A 23,312-nucleotide genomic window follows, 5' to 3' on the forward strand; every position below is an offset into this window, starting at 1 on the left:
TTAATCCCCCTCCAATAAAAAAATCTGTTTATAGTGAGAAAAACACCAGCCTAAAAAAGGACAGGTGCTTTTCCTCAAAAACACTCAACTACAAGTTTTTCCCAGCAGTCCAACCACCATCAATTACAAAATTAGAACCAGTAATAAAGCGGGCCTGATCAGAAACCAAGTACTCAATACATGAAACAATATCCTGGGGCAACCCCCAAGTATCTAAAGATTGATTACTTTTTATCATAGACATCAAGGCTTTATTACTAAAGTATTCTTCTGTAAGTTCAGTTCTAATAACACCAGGAGAAATGCTATTTACCCTTATATTTTGCTTCCCAAATTCCATAGCCATCTGTTTAGTCAATCCGATTAAGGCATGCTTTGATGCCACATAAGCAGCTCGCTCTGGTTCAGCCATTAATCCAGAAACCGATGCTATATTCACAATACAACCTTTTATTTTCGATTCACACCATCGCTTCGCTACTTCCCTAGAAAGTATAAATGGGGCTACTAAATTTACATCAATTACTTTTTTAAACATATCATCGGATAAATTTAAAACAGGTGTTATCTCTCGAATACCAGCAGCATTTATTAATATATCAGGAGAAAGCTTTTCTAAATCTAATTGAGTAAAAAGATTATGAATCGCTTCACTATTACTTAAATCAATTTGCACTACTTTCAAAGGCATATCTGTTTTCATATAATCTATTAAGTTATTATTATTAATATCAAGAGCTATTACATGAAAGGATTTTTCTAAAAAGTATTTTATACAAGCATGACCTATACCACTATTGGCTCCAGAAATCATAATTATTTTATTCTCTCTCATTTTGTCTCCTTATAAGAAAATGTTACTAATAAAATATCACGAAAAGCTTCAGTACTACATTCTGTTCCAAGTGGCGTTACGGCATGGAAAACCTTTTGTCCAAATACTAAAGTTTCTAAAGGCTCCTTCAAACTTATAAACTGATTAATTTCCCTTGGAGAATTAGCTATTAAATTATCTCCGCCAATAGCTGTATTACTTAAATTCATAAGGTGTAAAAACACTACTGGTTCATCATCTTTATGTAACCAAATAGGTGAACTAAAAGATGGTCTTTCTTTAGTAGCTTTATATCTTACTTGATGTAAACCTATAATTAAATCTTTACTTGTATCTATTATATTTGTTTTAAATGCAAATTCAGTATCGAAACGCACGATATTTTGAATTAAAGGATTATATAAAAAACTATCATTTATGCTATGGAACTGTCTAACTTTACCGCCATCATCATAGTTATATTCTTTAGATTGGAAGTAATCATTACTATTATCTAAAATATAATCTGGTGAATCAACATACTTTATATACCTTGAATAAGATCTAGCACGGCATTCACCGTACGCATCATCTTCCAAATTATAATAATCTAACTGTGCTTGTGTTAATAAACGATGATTCTCTTCCTCTTGTAAAAAGATTTCATTTGAGATTTCAAGGAATCCCTTAGATTCAAATTCATGTACCTTTTCTTCTATGCTAAAGCCACTCATTTTACTAAGAACAAACGTCATTATAAAAACCTCCACACTATTGTATTTTTCTTTCTCACCCTATGTTAGAAATGCAATAAGTAACCGAGATTCTTGCTTAATAAAATTAAAAATTATGATATTCAATTAATACACCAAATGAAATATATGTAATCCATTAAAACTATTTCTTAAGCAATATTATATATCCTTTTGGTTATTTTTTCTAATTATCTGAAGATTTTTCAACATTAGTCTTAATATTCAAAATTAAAGAAATGTATTTTTCAGAAAGAGAAAACTGCGAGTATTGCAATTATTTATGTATATAACTTTTTTTAAAATTATATTTTAAATATAACTAGTTTTTTATAATTTTTTTGATATAATTACATACGGGAAACGGGAAGAATTTTGTCTTCCCAAGTGTTTTTATTTGCATCTAGTTCTTTTGCTAGATGCCTTTTTTTATGTTAAAAAAGGTATCCTCAAATACTTTGAGGATACCTTTTCACTTTTATTATCTCTGCTGTTTTCTACCTAATACGAGTAATCCAAAACTCATCATTACAAGAAGTGCTCCCATATATGGTTCCACAGGCATTTTCTGCCCTGTCTTTGGTAATTCTTTTTCCGGTTTTTCTGGACCCGGTGTTCCAGGCTTTTCTGGATCTGGTGTTCCAGGTTTTTCTGGATTCGGTGTTCCAGGTTTCTCTGGATCTGGTGTGCCAGGTTTTTCTGGATTCGGTGTTCCAGGTTTCTCTGGATCTGGTGTTCCAGGTTTCTCTGGATCTGGTGTTCCAGGCTTTTCTGGATCTGGTGTTTCTGGAACTGGTGTTTCTGGAACTGGTGGTGCTAAATGATTCAATTTGTTTAATACTTCTAATTGAACTGCATTTATCATTCCATTTGTAATTTCAAATGGAATTGGATTAGTTAATTTTTCATATCCTTTTGGTGCTTCTACTTCTACTAGTGTGTAGTTACCTACAGATAAATCTGCGATTTTTGCCTTTCCATCTTTATCTGTTGTTACTTTCACTACTACTTTTCCCGCTTCATCATGAACTTCAAACACAGCTCCTGATAAGACTTCCTTGCTTTCAGCAGCCATTTTTGTAATCTCCACTGAACCTTTGTCTAACTGTTCATTCTCTACTTTCAATGATAAGACTTTCGTCATACCTTTTTTAATTTCGAATGATACTGGTTCCGTTAACTTCTTATAACCTGGTAAGCTCTTCGGCTCTACTAATTTATATTTTCCTACTGATAGATCTGAAACGTTTGCTTTTCCTTCTTCATCTGTCGTTATTTCAGTTACTATTTTGCCTTGCTCATCTTGTACTTCGAAGACTACGGCTTCTAATGCTTTTTGGCTATCTTTATCTACTTTTGTTACTTCTACATTTCCCTTGTCTAACATTTCATTTTCTACTGTTAAAGCAAGAGATTTTGTCATACCCTTTTCAATTTGGAAAGTAATTGGATCTACTAATTGTTTATATCCTTTTGGTGCTTTTACTTCTACTAACTTGTATGTGCCAACTGATAAATTAGTGACTTGTGCTTGTCCTTTTTTATCTGTCGTTATTTTAGCGACTACTTGTCCTGCTGCATCTTGAATCTCAAATACTGCATCAGCTAAAGCATCTTTATTTTCTTTATCTACTTTTGTAATTTCTACATTTCCTACATCCACTAATTCATTTTCTACAGTCAATTGTAATGCTGTAACTCTACCTTTTTCAATTTCGAATGAAACTGGCTTTTCTAGTGGTTTGTATCCTACCGGTGTTTCTACTTCTACTAACTCATACTTTCCAATAGATAAATCTGAAACTGTTGCTGTTCCTTCTTTATCTGTCGTTACTTTCGCAACTACTTTTCCTTTTGAGTCACGTACTTCAAATACAACATTTTCTAATGGTGCTTTACTGTCTTTATCTATTTTTGTGATTTCTACATTCCCCGTATCTACCATTTCATTTTCTACAGTGAACGTTAAAGATTTTGTCATACCTTTTGTAATTTCAAATGGTACAGGCTTTTCTAATTTTTTGTAGCCTGGTAAACTATCTACTTCTACTAGCTTGTACTTTCCTACTGATAAATCTGAAACTGTTGCTTTTCCAGCTTTATCTGTCGTTACTTTCGTTACTACCTTGCCTTTGTCGTCTTGAACTTCAAAGACTACCCCTGCTAACGGTGCCTTATTATCTTTATCTATTTTTGTAATTTCTACATTTCCCGTATCTACCATTTCATTTTCTATTTTTAATGATAGAACTTCTGTCATTCCTTTTTTGATTTCAAACGATACTGGTTCTGTTAATTGTTTGTAACCTGGTAAGCTTTCTTTCTCTACTAATTTGTACTTTCCTACAGATAAGTCTGAGATTTTTGCTTTACCATTTTTATCTGTTTTTACTTCCGTTACTACTTTGCCTTTTTCATCTTGCACTTCGAAGACTACATCTTCTAATACTTTTTTACTATCTTTATCTACTTTTGTAATTTCTACTGAACCTTTATCTACTAGTTCATTCTCTACTTTTAATGATAAGACTTCTGTCATACCCTTTTTAATTTCGAATGATACTGGCTCTGTTAGCTTTTTGTAGCCTGGTAAGCTTTCTACTTCTACTAGTTTGTAATTTCCTACAGATAGATTTGAAATTTTCGCTTTTCCTTCTTTATCTGTTTTTACTTTCGTTACTACTTTGCCTTTTTCATCTTGCACTTCGAATGTTACGCCTTCTAATAACGCGCCACTTTCTTTGTCCACTTTTGTAATTTCTACTGAGCCTTTATCTAACTGTTCATTCTCTACTTTTAATGATAAGACTTCTATCATACCTTTTTTGATTTCGAATGATACTGGCTTCGCTAGTTTTTTATATCCTGGTAAGCTTTCTACTTCTACTAGCTTATATTTTCCTACTGATAAATCTGAAATTGTTGCTTTTCCATCTTTATCTGTTTTTACTTTCGTTACTACTTTGCCTTTTTCATCTTGCACTTCGAATGTTACGCCTTCTAATAACGCGCCACTTTCTTTGTCTACTTTTGTAATCTCTACTGAACCTTTATCTAACAGTTCGTTCTCTACTTTCAATGATAAAACTTTCGTCATACCTTTTTTGATTTCGAATAATACTGGTTCTGTTAATTTTTTGTAACCTGGTAAGCTTTCTTTTTCTACTAATTTATACTTTCCTACTGATAAATCTGAAATTGTTGCTTTTCCTTCTTTATCTGTCGTTACTTCTGTTACTACTTTGCCTTTGTCGTCTTGAACTTCGAAGACTACGCCTTCTAATAATTTTTGACTATCTTTATCTACCTTTGTAATTTCTACATTTCCCTTGTCTAACATTTCGTTTTCTACTGTTAAAGCAAGAGATTTTGTCATGCCTTTTTCAATTTGGAAAATAATCGAATCTACTAATTGTTTATATCCTTTTGGTGCTTTTACTTCTACTAACTTGTATGTGCCGACTGATAAATTAGTAACTTGTGCTTGTCCTTTTTTATCTGTCGTTATTTTAGCGACTACTTGTCCTGCTTCATCTTGAATTTCAAAGACTGCATCAGCTAAAACATCTTTATTTTCTTTATCTACTTTTGTAATTTCTACATTTCCTGTATCTACTAATTCATTTTCTACTGTTAGCTTTAATGCTGTTACTCTACCCTTTTCAATGTCGAATGAAATTGGCTTTTCTAGTGGTTTGTATCCTGCCGGTGTTTCTACTTCCACCAACTCATACTTCCCAATAGGTAAATCTGAAACGTTTGCTTTTCCTTCTTTATCCGTCGTTACTTTCGTAACTACTTTTCCTTTTGAATCACGTACTTCAAATACAACATTTTCTAATGGAGCTTTACTATCTTTATCTATTTTTGTTATCTCTACATTCCCTGTATCCACCATTTCATTTTCTACTTTTAATGATAGAACCTCGGTCATGCCTTTTTTGATTTCAAATGATACTGGTTTTTCTAGCTTTTTATAACCAGGTAAACTTTCTACCTCTACTAATTCATACTTTCCTACAGGTAAATCTGAAACATTTGCTTTTCCATCTTTATCTGTCGTTACTTTTGTAACTTCATTCCCCTTTTCATCTTGGACGATGAATGTTACTCCCGCTAACGGTGCTTTATTAACTTTATCTATCTTTGTTATCTCTACATTTCCCGTATCTACCATTTCATTTTCTATTTTTAATGATAGAACTTCAGTCATGCCTTTTTTGATTTCAAATAATACTGGATCTGTTAGTTTCTTATAGCCTGGTAAACTTTCTTTCTCTACTAATTTGTACTTTCCTACTGATAGATCTGAGATTTTTGCTTTACCATCTTTATCTGTTTTTACTTCCTTTACTACTGTTCCAGCTTCATCTTGCACTTCAAAGACTACGCCTTTTAATGCTTTTTTGTTGTCTTTATCTACTTTTGTAATTTCTACTGAACCTTTATCTAACTGTTCATTTTCTACTTTCAATGATAGGACTGTTGTCATACCTTTTGTAATTTCGAATGATACTGGTTCTGTTAGCTTTTTGTAGCCAGGTAAACTTTTCGTCTCTACTAATTTGTACTTTCCTACTGATAAATCTGAGATTTTTGCTTTACCATCTTTATCTGTTTTTACTTCTGTTACTACTTTTCCTTGCTCATCTTGCACTTCGAAGACTACGCCTTCTAATACTTTTTGACTATCTTTATCTATTTTTGTAATTTCTACTGAGCCTTTGTCTAACTGCTCATTTTCTACTTTTATTGATAAAGCTTTTGTCATACCTTTTGTAATTTCAAATAGTACTGGTTCTGCTAGATTTTTGTAACCTGGTAAGCTTTTCGTCTCTACTAATTTGTACTTTCCTACTGATAGATCTGAAACGTTTGCTTTTCCATCTTTATCTGTTACTACTTTTCTTACTACGCCATCTTTCTCATCTTGGACTTCAAATTCGACACCGGCTAATACTGCCCCGTTTTCTTTGTCCACTTTTGTAATTTCTATATTCCCTTTGTCTACCATTGCATTTTCCACTTGTATTGGGAATATGCCGTCCCCTGTTACATTTACTTCCAACTCTGTTTCTTTTAATTGGTAGCCTTCAGGTGCTTTTGTTTCTTTTAAAATATATTTTCCTGGTGCTAACGGTTTAGAGATTGCCTTACCATCTTTATCTGTAACAATATGTTCGACTACTACACCGTCTTTTACTATATCAAACTCTGCATTTTCCAATGGTTTTTCACCATTTTCCGAATCAATTTTCTTTACTTCAATTTGACCCTTTTGCATAGTATTTTTAATTTCAATTGTTTTTGTTTCTCCAGCTTGAAGTGTAACCTCTACTGGGCTTGTTAATTTTTGATATCCTTCTGGTGCTACTGTTTCATAAACTTTATACGTCCCAGGAGCTAAAGTTTGAGGTACTGAAAAACCTTTTTCGTCCGTTTTTAGTTTTGCAACAACTTCATTTGCACTATTTCGAACTTCAAATTCGGCACCTTTTAACCCTTTATTCGGATTCTCAGAATCTGTTTTATGAATCAGTACTGTACCATCTTTTGGAGCTTCAGGCGGCGTAATAGTTACTTCTTTTGATGTTAATGTTTTATCATCAAAATGCAATTCCGCTTTATTAGGAATCTTCTTATCTACGTAAGAAGATAAGTCTGCATTATTTTTTATTTTCGCCTTGATACTGAGATTGATTATCTGGTCTTCATATGACTTATAGTCAAAACTCTCACCAAACGTAAATGTTACTTCACTTCTTTGTTTATCTATATTTAACGTTCCTTTAGAAGTAATATCTTGGCCATTTTGATCATACACTTTTGCCTCTAATACTTCTAAAACATCTTCTAAATCATCACTAATTACCATAGATGTGTATTTAGGAGGATCGTTCGGTATATGTGTACCAACTTGGTATTGAATAACTTGATCCATTTGTGTTAACTGCTCATTCTCTACAAGCTTGCCATTCTCATCAACTATATTTTTTTCAATGCTAGGTGGATTATTGTCACCTGAACCGGATCCTCCTCCACCACTTACAAATACTTGTCCTACTTTTTCTTCAGTTTTAATATTTTTACCTTCTAATTTCACAGTATTTTTATGAGGCTTTGCAGCAGGATTTGTAACCTTTGTTTTATATCTTAAAATATAACCTTTTGAACTGTCTGGAAACTCAATTGTAAATCCAGTCTTCGTTGCATTTATTTTAATGTTAGATAAATCTGCTGGCTTAATATTTGTTGGTGCATAACCATCTTCAAATACAGCCTCTTCTAATACTACGCTGTCTGTAATTAACTCATGCCCAGGTCCTAATGTATCTGTTAATTTAAGATCTTGCATTTCTGTTCCAGTTGCATTTACGTATACAAGCCAATCAGCAATTGAAGGATCTTCTTGATTATAAGAACCCCATTTCAATAAATTTTCCGTATTGGGCTGTGGCTTCGGTCTCTCTGTCGTATTATTTACACTTACTTCTTTATTGACGATTTGACCATCAACGTTAAATTCTAATGGAATTTCTTTAACACCATCATATGCTTCTAGACCAAAGTAGAATTCTACGAATAAAGAGCCTTTAATGTTATTCTTTCCTTCTACGTAATCACCCATAGTACACGTTAATAGACCCTTTTTCATCTCACATGTACCAACTGTTTTTCCTTCAGCATCTTTTAAAGGAAAACTCATATTCATAAGGTCTTTTCGAAACTCTTTTGGCATATCAATTGTGAATTGATCTCCACTTTTTATTTTTTCTTTAGCTGACCACTTCACTTCTACTTTCATACCATCTGAGGCTTGATACGGTTCAGATGTCGTGCCATCAGTACGGGAAATATTAATTTCGTCCACTGGACTTTTCATCACAGCAGCTTGAATAACTGGAGCCCACACATTCAGCACTGAAAATAATACTAGAAAAACTAATGAAACCATTGAAATATGCCTTTTAGTACTTTTCATTTGCATAGTTCCCTCCTATTTTTTTATATTTATATAACAAAAAAAGACCGTCCGGTTGCATCAAAAATGTGCAACCAGACGATCTTAGTAACCAATATGTATTACCGTAGACTCTAAGCTTTGCGGCCTATCCTTTCGAATAGTGTGCTAAAAATATCTTTTATTCTTTTTTTGTTTCATTTTCCTCTTAAACCAAATATTACTATACCGTCTGGACGGTTATAATTCAATACTCTATAAAATTGTTCTATTTTTCTAATAAAAAAAACAATTCACCACTACATTAAATAAGTAATGGTGAATTGTTTTCGTATTATATAGTTCGTATATTCTATTTATATGAATTATCAATAAGAGCTTGAATCACTTTTTCTCTTAACTCGGGGCTTAGTCTGCCAACCCCTAAATATTCCGAATACCATAATCCATCTGCTGCTAATCTAATAATTGTTGCACAAACTGAATCTATCTCATCGTTTTCTATATTCTTTTGCAGTTGCTGAAATGATTGTTGTAATGGCTCAAGTAATTCAGGTTTTAACATGAATGCTGCCATCATACTACTAGACAACTCTTCTGTTCTTCTCTCATTACTTAATCTTTCCTCTACAAAAGAGCGAACCCATCTCCCTTTCCTCTCTGAGTCTTCCGCTACTTTATTGTAAATAGCGCCCTCATAATCCTCTATCCCTCTGACTATCATACCTTCTATTAAAGCTTCTTTATTTGCAAAGTGATACAATAATCCACCTTTACTTACACCCGCCTCTTTTGCCACTGCTTCTAAGGTTAATTTAGCAACCCCTTTACATTGCACAATTTGAGAAGCGGCCGCCAAAATCTTTTGCCGCGTTATGCTGATACTCATTCCTTTTTAAAACCCCATTTCTACTAAATTTATATAAATACGAATCTTATTTTTAATATTGTTGATTACTACTAAGTATTTTCTTTATACAACAAAAGCTTCATTACCTTTGAATTTTTAGTTACTTATTCTATTAAAAATTTCCATATCATTCAATATGATAACATTAAATACACAAAGTCGACTATACATCTATACTTTTGTATTCATTCCTAATATATCCATCAATAAAATTTACCGATTAGTCCTTCTTATTACTTTATAAGACGGCAGTAATTCTTTCAGCATTAAATAAAAAATGTTATTACTCCCATCGAATCGAGTAATAACATTTTACTTAACAAATTCGCGGCCAACTAGCATCCTTCACATCTTCACTAGTCGGTTTTCTAACTGATCCAATAAAGTGAAACTTTATATCCGCAACATGGACAGGTGTATTTCATTTTGTCACTCCATTATTAACTTGTTTTCCCATATATTCCGACTCACAAAGAATGTAACAGCACAAATCATAGTTATCCCTATGAAAAATGTATTAGAATCTTCATATGTAGTTGGAATGCCTACCGTTACGAAAACAATACTAAAAGCTAAAAATAGATATAATAATAAAGATATAATATAGCTTAGTTTAAATCGTAAAATGATACCTCTAAACAATAGCTCACCAAGTAGACAGCCACCTAAAATAATAGGTACTCCGAAATACAATGTAAGGACTCCCATTTGCGCAGTAGATTGAATTATCTTTCCAATTATGTTCGGCGAAACCAGCTCACTATCGTTTCCCATCCTATCATATAAATCAAGTGCTGTTGCTGAAATAAAGAAACTTAATATAGAAAATGAATACGGTATTAAAAATTTGCTCACTCTCATTCACCTCGCTTTTTTCTTTACATATATTATTCATTATTTCCTATCATTTTTACATAAAAAAATAACCCTCTATGATAAAACATAGAGGGAAGCATTTCTATATAAAAATCTATACCTTATCCTGAAGTGAATCCCGAAAATAGGACAAATATCAAAACACCTAAACCATCTGCTATCTGCTCCCTACATTCTTTAGGGTAGATAGTTTATATGTTTTATTAGAAAGTAGTGCTCTCTTTTTTATAATATTCTTTTGAAATCTCTTCATAAAATGCTGCCGATGTCGAGTAGAAATAAGGTACTAACCATAAGAAACCGATTCCTATAGTAAGAATACTTAATATGAACCAGCCTAAGAAACTTAAGCATAGTAAAAAGTAATCCATTTTATGTCCATTCATCATATGACGACTCTCAGTAATCGCTTGATTCGCTGTATATTCTGGATGATCATTCAAAATAAAATATGTCATAGAATAAGAAAATGATTTAATGTAACTACTCAGCTTAGTTAAACAAAAAAGCATGCCAAATACATGTTTCCTGTTCGAAAACATGAAAAAGAACACACTCCGATAAGAGAAAGAATCTATATGAAATAGAAACATTCTCTTACGAAAGAGTGGTATTCCAAGGAACCGTTCCGGTTTTTAACACCTGACTTATCGCTTGTAATACTGATTGATTTTGTTTTTTCATGGTGCTCATAAAACTACGTATGTGGCAAAATGATTCTGCACCTTCCTTACTTCGAAACGTCCCAGACACTTTTTGTTTGACTTTCGTCATCCGAATATCTCGCTCCGCTTGATTGTTATCAAATGGAATATCTGGACTTTCTAAGAACGCTAGAATTCTGTCCGCATACTTAGCAAAGCGATTCCATAAATTTTGAGAAGGCGTCTGTTTTCTTTTCTTTTTTTGTTCTGCAGAAGGCACCTGTTTGCCTTTCAATATGGCCTGGTATGCGGCAAACAGATTCTTTTTCTCTATTTCTGGAATATTTCCCTTGTATTGCTTTTTTATTGTCAAAGCTTGTGTAAGGAATTCTTTCATTTGTTGTGCCCATGTTTCTCCGGTACTATCTATAATCCCTTGCAAATCTCGCAAGAGATGGGCATTACATAAAACATGACGACAATCTGTATACACATCATACGGTTTCCACCCATCATGCATAGCAATTCCAGAAAAAGAAGGCAAGATTTCACCTGCATCCATCGCTTCTTTTCCGCGTTTTTCATGAATATGTTGAAATGTCACCTCCGGTGTACTCGCAGTATGTAACCATTGTGTTTTATTTTCTACTCGCATACCGGTTTCATCAAAATGGACAACAGAAGACTGCAGAATCTGTTCTTTTACTTCTTCGAGAAACGGCCGCAATTGAGCAGAAAAAGCATGGGTATGATTGACTAACGTCCCTTCGCTTATCGAATGTCCAAAACAATCTTGAAAGAATTCTTTTGTTCGTTTCAAAGAAAGGCATTGATAATGTGTTAAATAAGGAATCAGTGTTTTTATATTTGGACCATATTGAACAGGACGAGAGACAGTAGAGGGAAACTGGGATTCTTGGATAGAATGGCAATGTGGGCACTCTTTTTGTTCCACTTTATGTTCTGTGACTTCTATCAGGATAGGTGGTAAATCATACACTTGGCGAATGCGGTATCCTTTTACAGGTTCATGTTTTAAGGACGTGTGACAACAAATACAATGCGTAGGAGAATAGGTAATCATATTGTCAGGAGTCGTTGTCAAATGAAGTGTATGTCCTTTGTGGCCCAACTGGCCACCGGTTTGACGCTGGGATGATTTTCGCAAACTTTTTGTAATAGGCTTACGAAAACCATCTGTAGAGGGTGGTTTATGACTATTTGTAGAGTTTTTTTTTGAACGATTTTCTAATTCTTCTATACGCTCTTTTAAATTCTGTATTTGACTTTCTAATTGATGAACAAAATCGTAAATAGCTTGAGGTCCCTTTTGATAGACAGCTAGAATTTCTTGTTTTTTCAACATAAATACCACCTCCTTGTCTGATATATCTAGTATTCACACAAAAAGTACATATCAGACTAGTAAATGAAAAAAGCCTCCGTGAGGAAGCTGAGTAGTTACGATTTAATAATACCTGGAATAATAAGAAGTAATGTCCATAGAGTCAAGTATACATACATTAGTAAATATGTTAAAAACGACTTCATCAACTTACTTCCATCGCTAAACCATCTAAATATATGACCAATGCGAGCATCAGTCCTACGAATTGCATTTAAAACAAGATAATAGGCACCTATTGTTAATGGACCAATAACAAGCATTACAATAATACTTACTGTGAGTGAATCACTTGCTTCTTCCCAACCCCAAAATATCGAAAAAATACCTGTGGTTAGCATTTCAACAGCTCCAATAAGGATTCCAATTAATAAAGTTGCCCCTACCGCTAATCCCCATCTTCCTTTTAATGCATCAAGTGCTTCTCTTTTCAACTGACTTATCATATATAACCTCCTAATACTATTTATATTTTAGTATACCATTTATATCAAAAATTCCACAGATTCCTCTAAAATAGAAGAATATTACCTTTTTTCATACATATTAATACATGTGTGCTGTAGTTGTACTGCTCTATCACTTAAACCACTCATTTCCTTATAACAAAAAAAGCCTGCCCTTCATAATAGGCAAGCTTTCTCAAATTATTCCTCCCTCATTCTCTTCTTATACCAATCCTGCATTCTCTCCGCGTCTTCTACTCTCGTATGCTCTATTTTATAACTAGATGATGCACTAGAAAACTTATACGTACATAAATCCGCGCGGCGCTGGAAATATGATTGTGTCTTCTCCATTGATTGGACGTGTCTTCTTCTAATAAGTCCTGTGTATTTTCCGACGCTACGATAGACAAGTGTAATTTGTTCTCCGTTAACACTGTAACCATTTGTTTTAAATGTTGCGTATCCAAGTGTAAAGATGAGGATCGCGAGCGGAATTAATGCCCACATGATGAAGTGCTTTTCAGAGTATATACTTATTCCAATAAACGGGATTGCTAGCATTGCGAAGAAAATGAAACTATCAATGAGATAGCGGCGTAATGCTGCTTTTGGTAATGCAATAATGTTTGCATTCAGTTCGTATGGTAATTGTAAATGGGCGAGTAACTGTTGCACTCGATTTTTTCGAATGATAGGATGCAGTGTAACTTTTTCTTCTTTTCCCTCACTTTGAATGACTTCTACTTGCACAGCACAATAACCGAATGGTTGGCGTAAAATACTTTCTTTTATCGTAATACCTTGAATACGATGCAATTTTAGTACGAGCTCTTTTTTCTCAAGTAATCCTTGTGAAATGCGAACTTCGTCATTTCTTCGATTCACTGTGAAATCGCCATGTTTTAACGCGTAACCGATTGTAGATATAATCCAAGAAAGAACGAGTAAAATGGCTACCATGAAAATCCAGCCATATATATCATGTTCCATTACATACGACTTTACGCCATTCTCTATCCATTTCGGAATGTACTCATCTACTTGGTGATAAACGAAAAAGATTAAAGAGAATAATAGTCCAAATTGACCAGATGTAACAGATGCTAATAAAATCTCTTTCCAAGTTAATTTATATTCTGTCGTTTGTTTTTCCTCTGTAACAATTGCTTTTTCTACTACATTTTCTGTTGCTTCGTCTAACGTTCCTTCTGCTTTCACTTCTGGAGTTGGCTCATTTAGCAAAGCAATAAGCTCCGCCGCTTCTTCTGCCGTAATACCAGCTAAGCTAACTTCTGCTTCATCGCCCCCACCAGCTGTTTCAATCTGAATTTTTTTCAAACCGAGCATTTGATATAGTACGTTAGAACTTGTATTAATCGTTTGAACACGTTCTTTATTTAAGTAGCTCTCCTTTTTCACGAAGAGACCTTTTTTCACATGTAATACGTTATTTTCAACCCAATATGTTGTGTAATACCATTTTTCAAATGCTGAAAAAACGGTGAGTAAACCAAATGCTGCGGGAATTAAATACCAAAACGGGAATTTTCCGTTTAAGCTAAACATGAAAATAATGAGTGGTATAAAATCTGTTATTTTCAATTCTAATAACATCGTGATTGGATGCTGCCTCTTATACATCCTCATCACTCACTTTCGCTAATTCTGCGATTTTCGTTTTCAACATTTCTGCTTCATACATCGTTAAGCCTGGAATGCTGTGAGAAGTTGCTGCTGTTGAAATGTGTAATTCTGCTAATCCGTATTTTCTCATAATTGGTCCTTGTTCAATCGTAACGTGCTGCACACGAATCATCGGTACTAATACGCGCTTTACGACGAAAAGACCATGCTGAATTTCAAGTTCTTCTTCATTTAGTTGGTAGCTGTAATAACGTTGACGTAGTTTCGGGAATAAGAAGTACGAAAATGGCGCGAACACAACTGTTAGCCCAATCATCACATACAAAATCCACGCCCACCAATCAAACTTTATCATGAGGAAAAGGTAAGCTAAAATGACGAGTATACCGATCCCTTCTTCAATTACAGCACGAATTTTCCACACTTTGACCATGTCAGGGTTAATTTCATTTTTCAATGGATCCATGTAACCACTCCAAATCTAGTAATCTAATATACGAATACTCTTAATCTATATTTTACATAACTTTACAGAAAATTAAAATTTAATCTTCTTTCCTCTCTGGAATAAAATATCCGAACCAAAGTAGCCAAATAAAACCGATTAACTTCATCCAACTTCCATCTGCTTGAAAAGCCTCTATCATGCCTGGAATTTTATAAACTCCAATGAATCCAAGAAAACCGAGCCACCAGTTTTTTTGCATTTTCATTTTTACTCCTCCTTCATGACGCTTTTCACATTTCGAATCCAAATTTCTTTATATTTTAACTGAAATCCCATGAGCATATAATTGCTCATATTATCGATCACAAGCGCTAGCGTATGAGCGTTTTCTTCCGTTGCATGTTGTGACACAACGCCCAGTCTCGCGCCTTGCTTCAATAAATCGTGGAAACCATGTAAGAAATCCTCTTGTATTTCAAATAATCGTTTCTGATACTTTTCATTTCGCGATGCAGTTACGATAAATTCATTGATAACGCGTAGTATTCCTTCTTGCCCTTCATACTCAGAGAGCATATGTAAACCATCTGCGATTAGCTTTTCTGCAAAATTTTCTTTCGTATACTGCTCTTTATCGAAGTAATTTGCAAAATGATAACCAGAAAAAATCTCTTCAAATAAAAAATCGACTAACGCTTCTTTAGAAGAAAAATGATAATAAATAGCCGGTTTTGAAATACCTACCTCTTTCGCAATCATGGAAAGGCTCATCTTCTCAATGCCGTGCTCTGCCATGAGTTTAAATGATGCCTCTACAATGTTTTGCGATGTTTGTAAATTCTTTGTCATACTGTACCTCACTTATTTTTACTTACCGGTCGGTAAATAAATTATAAAATGAAACTGAATAATTGGCAAGTTAATAAGAGTTTACACAGGAAGTTCTTGATAAAGTGAAACTTTAATCAGCCTTCATAAACAGCGGGATAAAGGCGGCGATGAGGCTGGTCACGATAATAAAAGCGGATTTCCATCCATTATTGTGCTCTTTATCATATTGATTGTAGTCGGAGTTGGCTATAGCGAAATTAACTTCTAAAAAAAGCATCCTAAATCACACATTTAGGATGCTTTTTTTTTACTTTCTATTTAGCAATCGCATACGATAACAATTCATTGTCACTTCTCCAAGTCTTTGCAGCAATTGATAGTTCGCATATGCGCCTACCGGGGCACCGATTACTGGTACGAGCTGAAGCATTTTCGCTAAATCGATATAGTCTCGGTATTCTGTTTGGAACTTTTCCCAGTCCATATGATTTTCTTTTTCTGTATCCCACGTTTCAATTGCTTTCCATATTTCTTTTCTGTGATTGTCACTTGAAAAGGCGAGTTGGAAAACGTGAAGAATAAAAAGACGCTCTTCTTGTTTACTTGTATCAAATCCATACAACGTTGCTGCATCGAATAAAAATTTAATTTTAATCGTAAGTAAAAGCGGAAAGTCAGCAAGACCGAGTAAAATACCACCAGCCCCCGTCCCTGCTCCTTCTGCCGCAGCTATTTTTTTGTACTCATCCATTTTTTTACGCACTTCGTCATCACGTCTTTGCAGTGACCATGTCGTCTCTTTTAGCTTCGGCTTTATAAAGTTTGATCCGGCGCTGATCGTTTGCACCATCATCCGAATCGTTTCTGTTAAGACTTTTTGCACTTTCGCCGGAATAAGCTGTTGTACTTTCGTCTGCACTTTCTTTGAGAACCGTGTCATCATAGAAGAATCTTTCATGAATGTAGCTTTCCACTGCTCCAGTTCTTTTATAACCTTTTCTTCATATGTAATCATAGGTTCATTCCCTTCAATTTAAACGTTCAATGCGCTTCGCACCGTATTGGTAAACGAAACCGATACTAAATAATATGCTTACGACAAGTAAAATTCCTGTCATCATGAAATCTTTCGTTGCTAGTGCAAATATAACTGTAAAGATTACGCTCCCGATGATTAGAATCACATTTAATAAAGTAAGAAAATCTTTCTTCTTTTCATCTACCTTTACTGGATACAAATCAAGCCAAATTTTCATGCGGTGATGTTTCCATAAAGTTAATAGCTGATAGCCAATTAAGTATAGGAAAATAAAACTTACGATAAATCGCCCGTATAAAAATGGAATGAAGTAAAGAATAACTCCTCCAAGAGCGAGCAGACGCACATATAATCCAAAATAGTTACCTGATCTTAAAAACGTTCTCGTATATAAGTATAAATATGTGCGCTTTTCGCCGATTATCGACAGAATGAAATCCAGCCATTTTCGGCGAGATACTCTTTCTTTTAATGCTGGTACATCAACGAACATATTCGCAATTCGGTACAGCAGCATCATTTTCTTACCTTCTTCAGAAATTAAATACTCCCAGTTTAGCGGCTTTCCTTTTACCATTTGATGCATGATAGCAAGATATAACACCATGAGCAGAACGATTCCGCCAATAACAAGAACTGAAGTACGTTCTACAAGGAAATATACAAATAAACCGTTTAAGATAAAACGAATAAACCAATCAACTCTTTGTATATTTTGATCTGTTAAAAATGATTTTTCCCACGCGACGAATAAATTCCACGCTTTTACAATGACAAATGCGAGGACAATCCATATGTAGCCAGCACCGGTTTGCTTCATTTGTTGGAAGTATAACGGAGCAAGCGCAGCTGCTACGATTGCGATTATGTATAACTGAATCATAAATGTAAAAAGAAATGCCTTGGTGAAGTAAGGTTTTAACTTTTCTTCAACTGGCAGTAAGTAAACGAGATCCGCTTCTTTTAATAACGTTTGAATGGATCCAGCTGTTAACACGAGTCCAATTAATACTGCCATTACGAGCGCAGTTGGAAAGGAAGATGTTAACGTTTGTAACCATTGCTGGTAATAATACGCTCCCGCACCGATGATGAACACGAAAATAAATTTCAAATGATCATTAAATACGTATTTACTATATGTACGAACTTCTTTTAGAAAGTGACGAAATCGTTCTTTCCATAACGCTGTGCTATTCATAATCTTCTTCCTTTGTTAGCGCGATGTAAATATCATCTAACGTTGCACCTGGCATATTAAACTGCGATTGCAGTTCAGCTAATGTTCCCTTCGCTCTTACTTCACCTTGATGCAGAATAATGAACGAATCACAATAACGCTCTGCCGTCGCTAAAATATGTGTGCTCATTAAAATACCGGCTCCACTCTTTTTCATTTGATCCATCATTTGAAGAAGAGATTGAATTGCTAACGGATCTAATCCAACGAAAGGTTCGTCTACTATGTAAAGAGATGGCTCAACTAAAAACGCGCTCATAATCATTACTTTTTGTTTCATCCCTTTTGAGAAATGAGATGGAAACCATTTTAAACGATTTTTCATTCGAAATTCATGTAATAGTTGTCCTACACGTTCTTCATATTGTTTTTCATCGACGCCGTACGCCATCGCTGTTAATTTCAAATGCTCTTCTAACGTTAATTCATCATATAATACCGGCGTTTCTGGAATGAATGAAAAGCTAGAACGGTACGCTGTCATATCATCACGAATTGTTTTCCCATTAATTGTGACAGTTCCTTTTTTCGGTTCCATTAAACCGATAATATGTTTAATCGTCGTACTTTTACCAGCTCCATTTAAACCGATTAAGCCGACAAGTTCGCCTTTATTAACAGAGAACGAAACGTCTTTTAATACAGGTCGTTTCGTATATCCTCCTGTAACATTTTCTACACGCAATAACTCGCTCATACGACACCACTTTCTTCATTAGTATTCATTCTATATTCATCTTACCAAAAATTATGCTGTACTACATAGTATCCATGTACTCAAAAAAAAAATTTAAATTTATTAGCATATATTTTCCCGAAAGCGGACATCATAATTATTGAAGAAGGAACACATTGAAAAAGCAACCACCAATTGATGAGTACAACAACATAGTGAAGTCATCATGAAATGGGGTGTCCATGTTGGACAATGAAATTTACACATAACCAGATTATTTGTTTCATTTTCGAAACGGGGTGTCTCCGAAAGAGCATATACTGTTTTAAAAAATAAACAATTTCCTTTTATGAAAGATTGCAATTCATTTCACTTGAAAATGGGGTGTCTACGGCAGAAACTTTAGCCGATTTACCGTGCATTTCTTAAATAAATGAGGTGTCTGCGAAACGTAAATTACGATAATGCTTTTTCAATCCCTCTTCAGAAAACAGGAAGCTGAGTCAGCTTCCTGTTTTTCGTGTTTGTTCTCTTATGTAATTATGGTAAAATACGGCTAAGGATATTTGAAAGGATGAGATCAATGAATCATACAGCAGACAATTGTATTTTTTGTAAAATCATTGACGGGCAAATCCCTTGCTCAAAAGTATACGAAGATGAACATGTGCTTGCATTTTTAGATATTAGTCAAGTAACAAAAGGACATACTCTTGTTATTCCGAAAGTTCACAAACAAGACATTTTTGCGTTAACGCCAGAAATCGCATCACACATTTTTTCTGTCGTTCCAAAAATCGCAAATGCGATTAAAGCAGAGTTTAATCCAGTTGGCTTTAACCTACTTAACAATAACGGTGAAAAAGCTGGACAAACTGTGTTCCACTTCCACCTTCATTTAATTCCACGCTACGGTGAAAAAGATGGTTTCGGTGCTGTTTGGAAATCACACCAAAATGAATACACTATGGAAAATTTACAAAACATCGCAAGTACAATTGCAAATAGTGTGAAATAATGACACTATAAGAAGGCGTAATACATAACAAGCCACTTCCCTGAAGTCATCAAATTCCGCATGGCTTGTTTCTTCACTTAAAATGCTCAGGGATGATTGTTTGTGCATAGCACATATAAGAAAGATATGCATATTGTTTTACATCATGAATACGAACAAAAAATAAGGAGGTCTCCTTTTATGTCAAAAGCTAAATCCTTTATTACAGGTGTTATTTGCGGGGGAGCAGTTGCTGGACTAGCCGTTCTTTTCTCAACTCCTTCTTCTGGTAAAGACATGCGCGGCAAGTTAAAAGAAAAAGGAAATGATATTAAAAAGACTTTAGCTGATATTACAGCTGATACGAAATTATTAAAGCGTCAAATTGTTGAAACTGCTTCAGAAGGTAAAGAAGTGTTTCAAGAACTAAAAGATGACATGCAAGACACGCTTTCTAACTGGAAACAAGATATTTCTCAAAACAAGCGCCATATTGAGAAAGAAATTTTGGACATCCAAAAGTCAATTGAGAAACTACAAGAAGCTGTTCCAGAAAAAGCGTAAACAAATTCCTGCTTAGTTTTTTGCATATAACAAATATTTTTTATATAAATTGACCTTGACACGGCATATCGTATAGATATGCCGTGTTTTTATGCATTTACAATATATGTTATCAATTAACATGTAAGGACAACGCATGTATTCACGACTCATAAAACGCTTCCATAGTTATGCATGATTTGTATAGAATGTCATTTTGTTAAAAAATTTTCACAATTCTCACAAAAAGACTTTATTAATTTTTATTTTACTGGCATAATAGATAGTAATGAAAAAAGAATGTTAAAGTGGGTGAGTACATGAAAAGTGGAGAAAAAGATTACTCGGTAAAAGAAGCGATGATTTTCAGCCAACGCATTGCTCAATTATCGAAAGCGTTATGGAAATGTGTAGAGAAAGATTGGCAGCAGTGGATTAAACCTTACGATTTAAATATTAATGAACATCATATTTTAACAATCGCTTATCATTTAAAAGGGGCTTCTATTTCTGAGATTGCTAAGTTTGGAGTTATGCACGTATCAACGGCGTTTAACTTCTCTAAAAAGCTTGAAGAACGCGGCTATCTTGTATTCTCAAAAAAGGAAGATGATAAACGAAATACGTACATTGAAATTACAGACAAAGGGGAAGAATTACTACTTCGCTTAATGGAGGAGTATGATCCTGAAAATAATTCAGTGTTTAATGGGGCTCTTGCACTTCGTAATTTTTATGGGAAGTTCCCAGAAAATATCGAACTGATTGCAATCCTGCGTAATATTTACGGACAAGACTTCATCGATATTTTTGAGAAATCATTAGAAGATATTGAAGAGAACTTTACAGAATCCGATCAAAAGTTAGTTAAGAAATAATCTATTTATTTTTTCGCAATCATGCTTAAGAATTCATTCATAAGCGGCTTAAATAAACCTTGTTTTGCTAGCGCTTCCGCAGTTTCGTTTACTTCGAGCTGATGTGGAAGCGCTTTTTCAAATTGATCTAACAGCGCATCGAACAAAAGAAGCCCTTCTGCTTTCTCCACTACATATTGCTCGTTCAGTTTTTCACAAAGATTTAGTATACGTTCAATATCTTTTTTACGAGCTTTTTTCTTTATGATCAAAGAATAAAATGGACACTTCTCTTCATCAATCATTTTAAATAGTAGGTCTACGTAGTATTCAGCTTGTTCTAATCTTCTAACAACGTCCATTTTCTCCCTCACTTTCTAACACAAAGTCTTCTATTTCTGAATTTTGTAACACGAACAAAATATCGTGTGATACAATATATGTATATGTATTTTAGCCAAAAGGAGGTCTCGCCTCATGACACTTATAACAGTTGTTTTTGTCGCATTCGCACTTCTTGTTATATTTTACACGAATTTCATGACACATACACTGTGTGAACGAAAACAAATAGCTGCGAGCCGCCAGCCCGGTGTCTTTCGGGTTATTAATGTATGTATAACAATTTTATTAATTTCTAGTTATATAGAAATTATATTTCATGGAAAGTGAGGAAGGAAAGCCCCTTCCTCACTTTTTTCCTCTATAAGCAAATTATACCTACAATAACCAATAAAATAAACAGTACAAGTAATAAAATAAGTTGAGAATTCATCCCCATCCCCTCCTCTATTCTGTATATGCGGCATACGCCCAATATGGCACACTTTCAAAATCTGACACGTACTGGTTAATTTTTCTTTATCAATATGAAAACGCGTCGAAATATGATATATTAAATTTTGTACATATTGCTTATACTATAGAACAAAACATTCATCAAAACTTTATCCTCAGCCACGGTAAGCCCTGTTAAGCGCGCTTTACCAATACAAAAAAGCAAAAGTATCAGTGAGACTTAATCGGGCTCTTATGAATTTAAAATTCATCGGTGTAGGATAAATTAAAAATACATAATAGTAGGAGTGTTTATCGAATGAAGAAAGCTATGCTTGCCTTAGCCGCAACAAGTGTAATCGCATTATCAGCATGTGGAACATCATCATCAGACAAAATCGTTACATCTAAAGCTGGTGACATTACAAAAGAAGAATTCTACGATCAAATGAAGACACAAGCTGGTAAACAAGTACTAAACAACATGGTTATGGAAAAAGTTCTTATTAAAAACTACAAAGTTGAAGACAAAGATGTAGACAAAAAGTTCGATGAAATGAAAAAACAATACGGTGATCAATTCGATACACTAATGAAACAACAAGGTATTAAAGAAGAAACTATCAAAAATAGTGTGCGTGCTCAATTAGCTCAAGAAAAAGCGGTTGAACAATCGATTACTGATAAAGATGTAAAAGCAAAATTCGAGGATTATAAAAAAGAAATTAAAGCAAGTCATATCCTTGTAAAAGATGAAGAAACTGCTAAAAAAGTGAAAGATGAACTTGCTCAAGGTAAATCTTTCGAAGAATTAGCAAAGCAATACTCTGAAGATACAGGTTCAAAAGAAAAAGGTGGCGACTTAGGATTCTTCGGACCAGGGAAAATGGTAAAAGAATTTGAAGAAGCAGCTCAAAAGTTGAAAAAAGATGAAGTAAGCGAACCTGTAAAAACACAATTCGGTTACCATATTATTAAAGTAACTGATAATCACGCAGATGCAACTTTCGATAAATCAAAAGCTGATATTAAAAAATCACTAGCTCAAGAAAAAACGCAAGATGCTCAATTTATGAATGACTTAATGATGAAAGAAATCAAAAAAGCTGACGTAAAAGTTGACGATAAAGATTTAAAAGATCTTTTCAAAGAGCAAAAAGCTGACGATAAAAAAGAAGAAAAGAAATAATGAAGTAAAAAGCTTGGGCTTCGGCCCGAGCTTTTTTTATATCCTCTTCTCCCGATAGTTATATCCAGATTCGGTAAATGAAATTATATCGGCGATTTTTCAAATATATCGACTTACCGACAAAAAACGACAACAAGTGTGATTCCCTCTTAAAAACACAAAAAAACCTTGATCCACGCTACACGGAACCAAGGTTTATCTTATTATCATTGATTAAATTCAAAAACTATGTTAAATTAGTACAGAAACACGTTTTAAAA

General features: G+C 34.1%; 20 protein-coding genes, 2 pseudogenes and 1 riboswitch. Of the genes and pseudogenes, 6 read left to right on the top strand and 16 right to left on the bottom strand.

Annotated features, from left to right (window positions below; genetic code table 11):
- Positions 1-88: 88 nt before the first annotated feature.
- From MHI28_RS11850 to MHI28_RS11905, 12 genes and pseudogenes are all read right to left on the bottom strand, one after another.
- Positions 89-835 carry an SDR family NAD(P)-dependent oxidoreductase gene (locus tag MHI28_RS11850; RefSeq protein ID WP_142287150.1) on the bottom strand — a complete coding sequence of 249 codons (747 nt, stop codon included), beginning with the start codon at positions 833-835 and terminating at the stop codon, positions 89-91.
- Positions 832-1,569, bottom strand: coding sequence for a 2OG-Fe dioxygenase family protein (locus tag MHI28_RS11855; RefSeq protein ID WP_000144818.1), 738 nt, complete (start codon positions 1,567-1,569; stop codon positions 832-834). The genes MHI28_RS11850 and MHI28_RS11855 overlap by 4 nt, the downstream gene beginning before the upstream one ends.
- Positions 1,570-2,047: 478 nt before the next feature.
- Positions 2,048-8,554, bottom strand: coding sequence for a SpaA isopeptide-forming pilin-related protein (locus MHI28_RS11860; protein WP_340827980.1), 6,507 nt, complete (start codon positions 8,552-8,554; stop codon positions 2,048-2,050).
- A gap of 60 nt (positions 8,555-8,614) precedes the next feature.
- A riboswitch (cyclic di-GMP riboswitch) is annotated at positions 8,615-8,707 on the bottom strand.
- Between the two features lie 172 nt (positions 8,708-8,879).
- A complete protein-coding gene (locus MHI28_RS11865) occupies positions 8,880-9,416 on the bottom strand; it encodes a TetR/AcrR family transcriptional regulator (RefSeq protein ID WP_000028014.1) in 537 nt (178 codons plus the stop codon).
- Between the two features lie 450 nt (positions 9,417-9,866).
- Positions 9,867-10,292: a hypothetical protein gene (locus MHI28_RS11870; protein ID WP_002083032.1), complete on the bottom strand. Its 426-nt coding sequence runs from the start codon at positions 10,290-10,292 to the stop codon at positions 9,867-9,869.
- 224 nt (positions 10,293-10,516) lie between these two features.
- Positions 10,517-10,837: pseudogene (locus MHI28_RS11875) on the bottom strand (DUF975 family protein); the annotation flags it as partial.
- A gap of 73 nt (positions 10,838-10,910) precedes the next feature.
- Entirely contained in the window at positions 10,911-12,323 is a 1,413-nt protein-coding gene (tnpC, locus tag MHI28_RS11880) for an IS66 family transposase (RefSeq protein WP_197233369.1), read from the bottom strand.
- A gap of 98 nt (positions 12,324-12,421) precedes the next feature.
- Positions 12,422-12,808 (bottom strand): annotated as a pseudogene (locus MHI28_RS11885) (DUF975 family protein); the annotation flags it as partial.
- 201 nt (positions 12,809-13,009) lie between these two features.
- Positions 13,010-14,452 (bottom strand): PH domain-containing protein, encoded by a 1,443-nt coding sequence (locus tag MHI28_RS11890; RefSeq protein WP_079245155.1) that lies wholly within the window; start codon positions 14,450-14,452, stop codon positions 13,010-13,012.
- A complete protein-coding gene (locus MHI28_RS11895; RefSeq protein WP_000371368.1) occupies positions 14,445-14,921 on the bottom strand; it encodes a PH domain-containing protein in 477 nt (158 codons plus the stop codon). The genes MHI28_RS11890 and MHI28_RS11895 overlap by 8 nt, the downstream gene beginning before the upstream one ends.
- A gap of 79 nt (positions 14,922-15,000) precedes the next feature.
- Complete coding sequence (locus MHI28_RS11900) at positions 15,001-15,168, bottom strand: hypothetical protein (RefSeq protein ID WP_000783816.1); 168 nt, start codon at positions 15,166-15,168, stop codon at positions 15,001-15,003.
- Between the two features lie 2 nt (positions 15,169-15,170).
- A complete protein-coding gene (locus MHI28_RS11905; protein WP_086413061.1) occupies positions 15,171-15,752 on the bottom strand; it encodes a TetR/AcrR family transcriptional regulator in 582 nt (193 codons plus the stop codon).
- Positions 15,753-15,867: 115 nt separating this feature from the next.
- Between MHI28_RS11905 and MHI28_RS11910 the strand changes: the two genes are divergently transcribed.
- Positions 15,868-16,002 carry a YjcZ family sporulation protein gene (locus tag MHI28_RS11910; protein WP_102981857.1) on the top strand — a complete coding sequence of 45 codons (135 nt, stop codon included), beginning with the start codon at positions 15,868-15,870 and terminating at the stop codon, positions 16,000-16,002.
- 39 nt (positions 16,003-16,041) lie between these two features.
- On the opposite strand, the gene ecsC is transcribed toward MHI28_RS11910, so the two are convergent.
- From ecsC to ecsA, 3 genes are read right to left on the bottom strand one after another with little or no spacing between them, the layout of a single operon-like run.
- The gene (ecsC, locus tag MHI28_RS11915; RefSeq protein ID WP_000634144.1) at positions 16,042-16,749 is read right to left on the bottom strand and encodes an ecs operon protein EcsC; all 708 of its coding nucleotides are present in this window, start codon (positions 16,747-16,749) and stop codon (positions 16,042-16,044) included.
- A 13-nt stretch (positions 16,750-16,762) separates the two neighbouring features.
- Positions 16,763-17,974 (bottom strand): ABC transporter permease EcsB, encoded by a 1,212-nt coding sequence (gene ecsB / locus MHI28_RS11920; protein WP_001089123.1) that lies wholly within the window; start codon positions 17,972-17,974, stop codon positions 16,763-16,765.
- Positions 17,967-18,710, bottom strand: a complete 744-nt coding sequence (gene ecsA / locus MHI28_RS11925; protein WP_001292597.1) for an ABC transporter ATP-binding protein EcsA — start codon at positions 18,708-18,710, stop codon at positions 17,967-17,969. The genes ecsB and ecsA overlap by 8 nt, the downstream gene beginning before the upstream one ends.
- Positions 18,711-19,272: 562 nt before the next feature.
- On the opposite strand from ecsA, the gene MHI28_RS11930 reads away from it, so the two are divergent.
- The 3 genes from MHI28_RS11930 to MHI28_RS11940 all read left to right on the top strand — a co-directional run bounded on the left by MHI28_RS11930 (position 19,273) and on the right by MHI28_RS11940 (position 21,107).
- Positions 19,273-19,707, top strand: a complete 435-nt coding sequence (locus MHI28_RS11930; protein WP_001016835.1) for an HIT family protein — start codon at positions 19,273-19,275, stop codon at positions 19,705-19,707.
- Positions 19,708-19,887: 180 nt separating this feature from the next.
- Positions 19,888-20,250, top strand: a complete 363-nt coding sequence (locus MHI28_RS11935; RefSeq protein ID WP_000030302.1) for a YtxH domain-containing protein — start codon at positions 19,888-19,890, stop codon at positions 20,248-20,250.
- 299 nt (positions 20,251-20,549) lie between these two features.
- Positions 20,550-21,107 carry an HTH-type transcriptional regulator Hpr gene (locus MHI28_RS11940; RefSeq protein ID WP_000834924.1) on the top strand — a complete coding sequence of 186 codons (558 nt, stop codon included), beginning with the start codon at positions 20,550-20,552 and terminating at the stop codon, positions 21,105-21,107.
- Positions 21,108-21,112: 5 nt separating this feature from the next.
- Here MHI28_RS11940 and MHI28_RS11945 read toward each other — a convergent pair whose 3' ends face one another.
- Positions 21,113-21,448: a DUF1878 family protein gene (locus tag MHI28_RS11945; RefSeq protein ID WP_000383656.1), complete on the bottom strand. Its 336-nt coding sequence runs from the start codon at positions 21,446-21,448 to the stop codon at positions 21,113-21,115.
- Positions 21,449-21,563: 115 nt separating this feature from the next.
- Here MHI28_RS11945 and MHI28_RS11950 point away from each other — a divergent pair, with 115 nt between their 5' ends.
- Together MHI28_RS11950 and prsA are read left to right on the top strand one after the other, a co-directional pair.
- Positions 21,564-21,758, top strand: a complete 195-nt coding sequence (locus MHI28_RS11950) for a hypothetical protein (RefSeq protein WP_000172690.1) — start codon at positions 21,564-21,566, stop codon at positions 21,756-21,758.
- 424 nt (positions 21,759-22,182) lie between these two features.
- Positions 22,183-23,052, top strand: a complete 870-nt coding sequence (prsA, locus tag MHI28_RS11960) for a peptidylprolyl isomerase PrsA (protein ID WP_000710062.1) — start codon at positions 22,183-22,185, stop codon at positions 23,050-23,052.
- The last annotated feature ends 260 nt before the right edge of the window (positions 23,053-23,312 follow it).

The organism is Bacillus sp. FSL K6-0268 (assembly GCF_038005425.1).
Taxonomy (GTDB): Bacteria; Bacillota; Bacilli; order Bacillales; family Bacillaceae_G; genus Bacillus_A; species Bacillus_A thuringiensis_S.

Coding starts and splice junctions, on each gene's coding strand:
- MHI28_RS11850 (WP_142287150.1), bottom strand. CDS start 835: ATGAGAGAGAATAAAATAATTATGATTTCTGGAGCCAATAGTGGTATA.
- MHI28_RS11855 (WP_000144818.1), bottom strand. CDS start 1,569: ATGACGTTTGTTCTTAGTAAAATGAGTGGCTTTAGCATAGAAGAAAAG.
- MHI28_RS11860 (WP_340827980.1), bottom strand. CDS start 8,554: ATGCAAATGAAAAGTACTAAAAGGCATATTTCAATGGTTTCATTAGTT.
- MHI28_RS11865 (WP_000028014.1), bottom strand. CDS start 9,416: ATGAGTATCAGCATAACGCGGCAAAAGATTTTGGCGGCCGCTTCTCAA.
- tnpC (WP_197233369.1), bottom strand. CDS start 12,323: ATGTTGAAAAAACAAGAAATTCTAGCTGTCTATCAAAAGGGACCTCAA.
- MHI28_RS11890 (WP_079245155.1), bottom strand. CDS start 14,452: ATGTATAAGAGGCAGCATCCAATCACGATGTTATTAGAATTGAAAATA.
- MHI28_RS11895 (WP_000371368.1), bottom strand. CDS start 14,921: ATGGATCCATTGAAAAATGAAATTAACCCTGACATGGTCAAAGTGTGG.
- MHI28_RS11900 (WP_000783816.1), bottom strand. CDS start 15,168: ATGAAAATGCAAAAAAACTGGTGGCTCGGTTTTCTTGGATTCATTGGA.
- MHI28_RS11905 (WP_086413061.1), bottom strand. CDS start 15,752: ATGACAAAGAATTTACAAACATCGCAAAACATTGTAGAGGCATCATTT.
- ecsC (WP_000634144.1), bottom strand. CDS start 16,749: ATGATTACATATGAAGAAAAGGTTATAAAAGAACTGGAGCAGTGGAAA.
- ecsB (WP_001089123.1), bottom strand. CDS start 17,974: ATGAATAGCACAGCGTTATGGAAAGAACGATTTCGTCACTTTCTAAAA.
- ecsA (WP_001292597.1), bottom strand. CDS start 18,710: ATGAGCGAGTTATTGCGTGTAGAAAATGTTACAGGAGGATATACGAAA.
- MHI28_RS11930 (WP_001016835.1), top strand. CDS start 19,273: ATGAATCATACAGCAGACAATTGTATTTTTTGTAAAATCATTGACGGG.
- MHI28_RS11935 (WP_000030302.1), top strand. CDS start 19,888: ATGTCAAAAGCTAAATCCTTTATTACAGGTGTTATTTGCGGGGGAGCA.
- MHI28_RS11940 (WP_000834924.1), top strand. CDS start 20,550: ATGAAAAGTGGAGAAAAAGATTACTCGGTAAAAGAAGCGATGATTTTC.
- MHI28_RS11945 (WP_000383656.1), bottom strand. CDS start 21,448: ATGGACGTTGTTAGAAGATTAGAACAAGCTGAATACTACGTAGACCTA.
- MHI28_RS11950 (WP_000172690.1), top strand. CDS start 21,564: ATGACACTTATAACAGTTGTTTTTGTCGCATTCGCACTTCTTGTTATA.
- prsA (WP_000710062.1), top strand. CDS start 22,183: ATGAAGAAAGCTATGCTTGCCTTAGCCGCAACAAGTGTAATCGCATTA.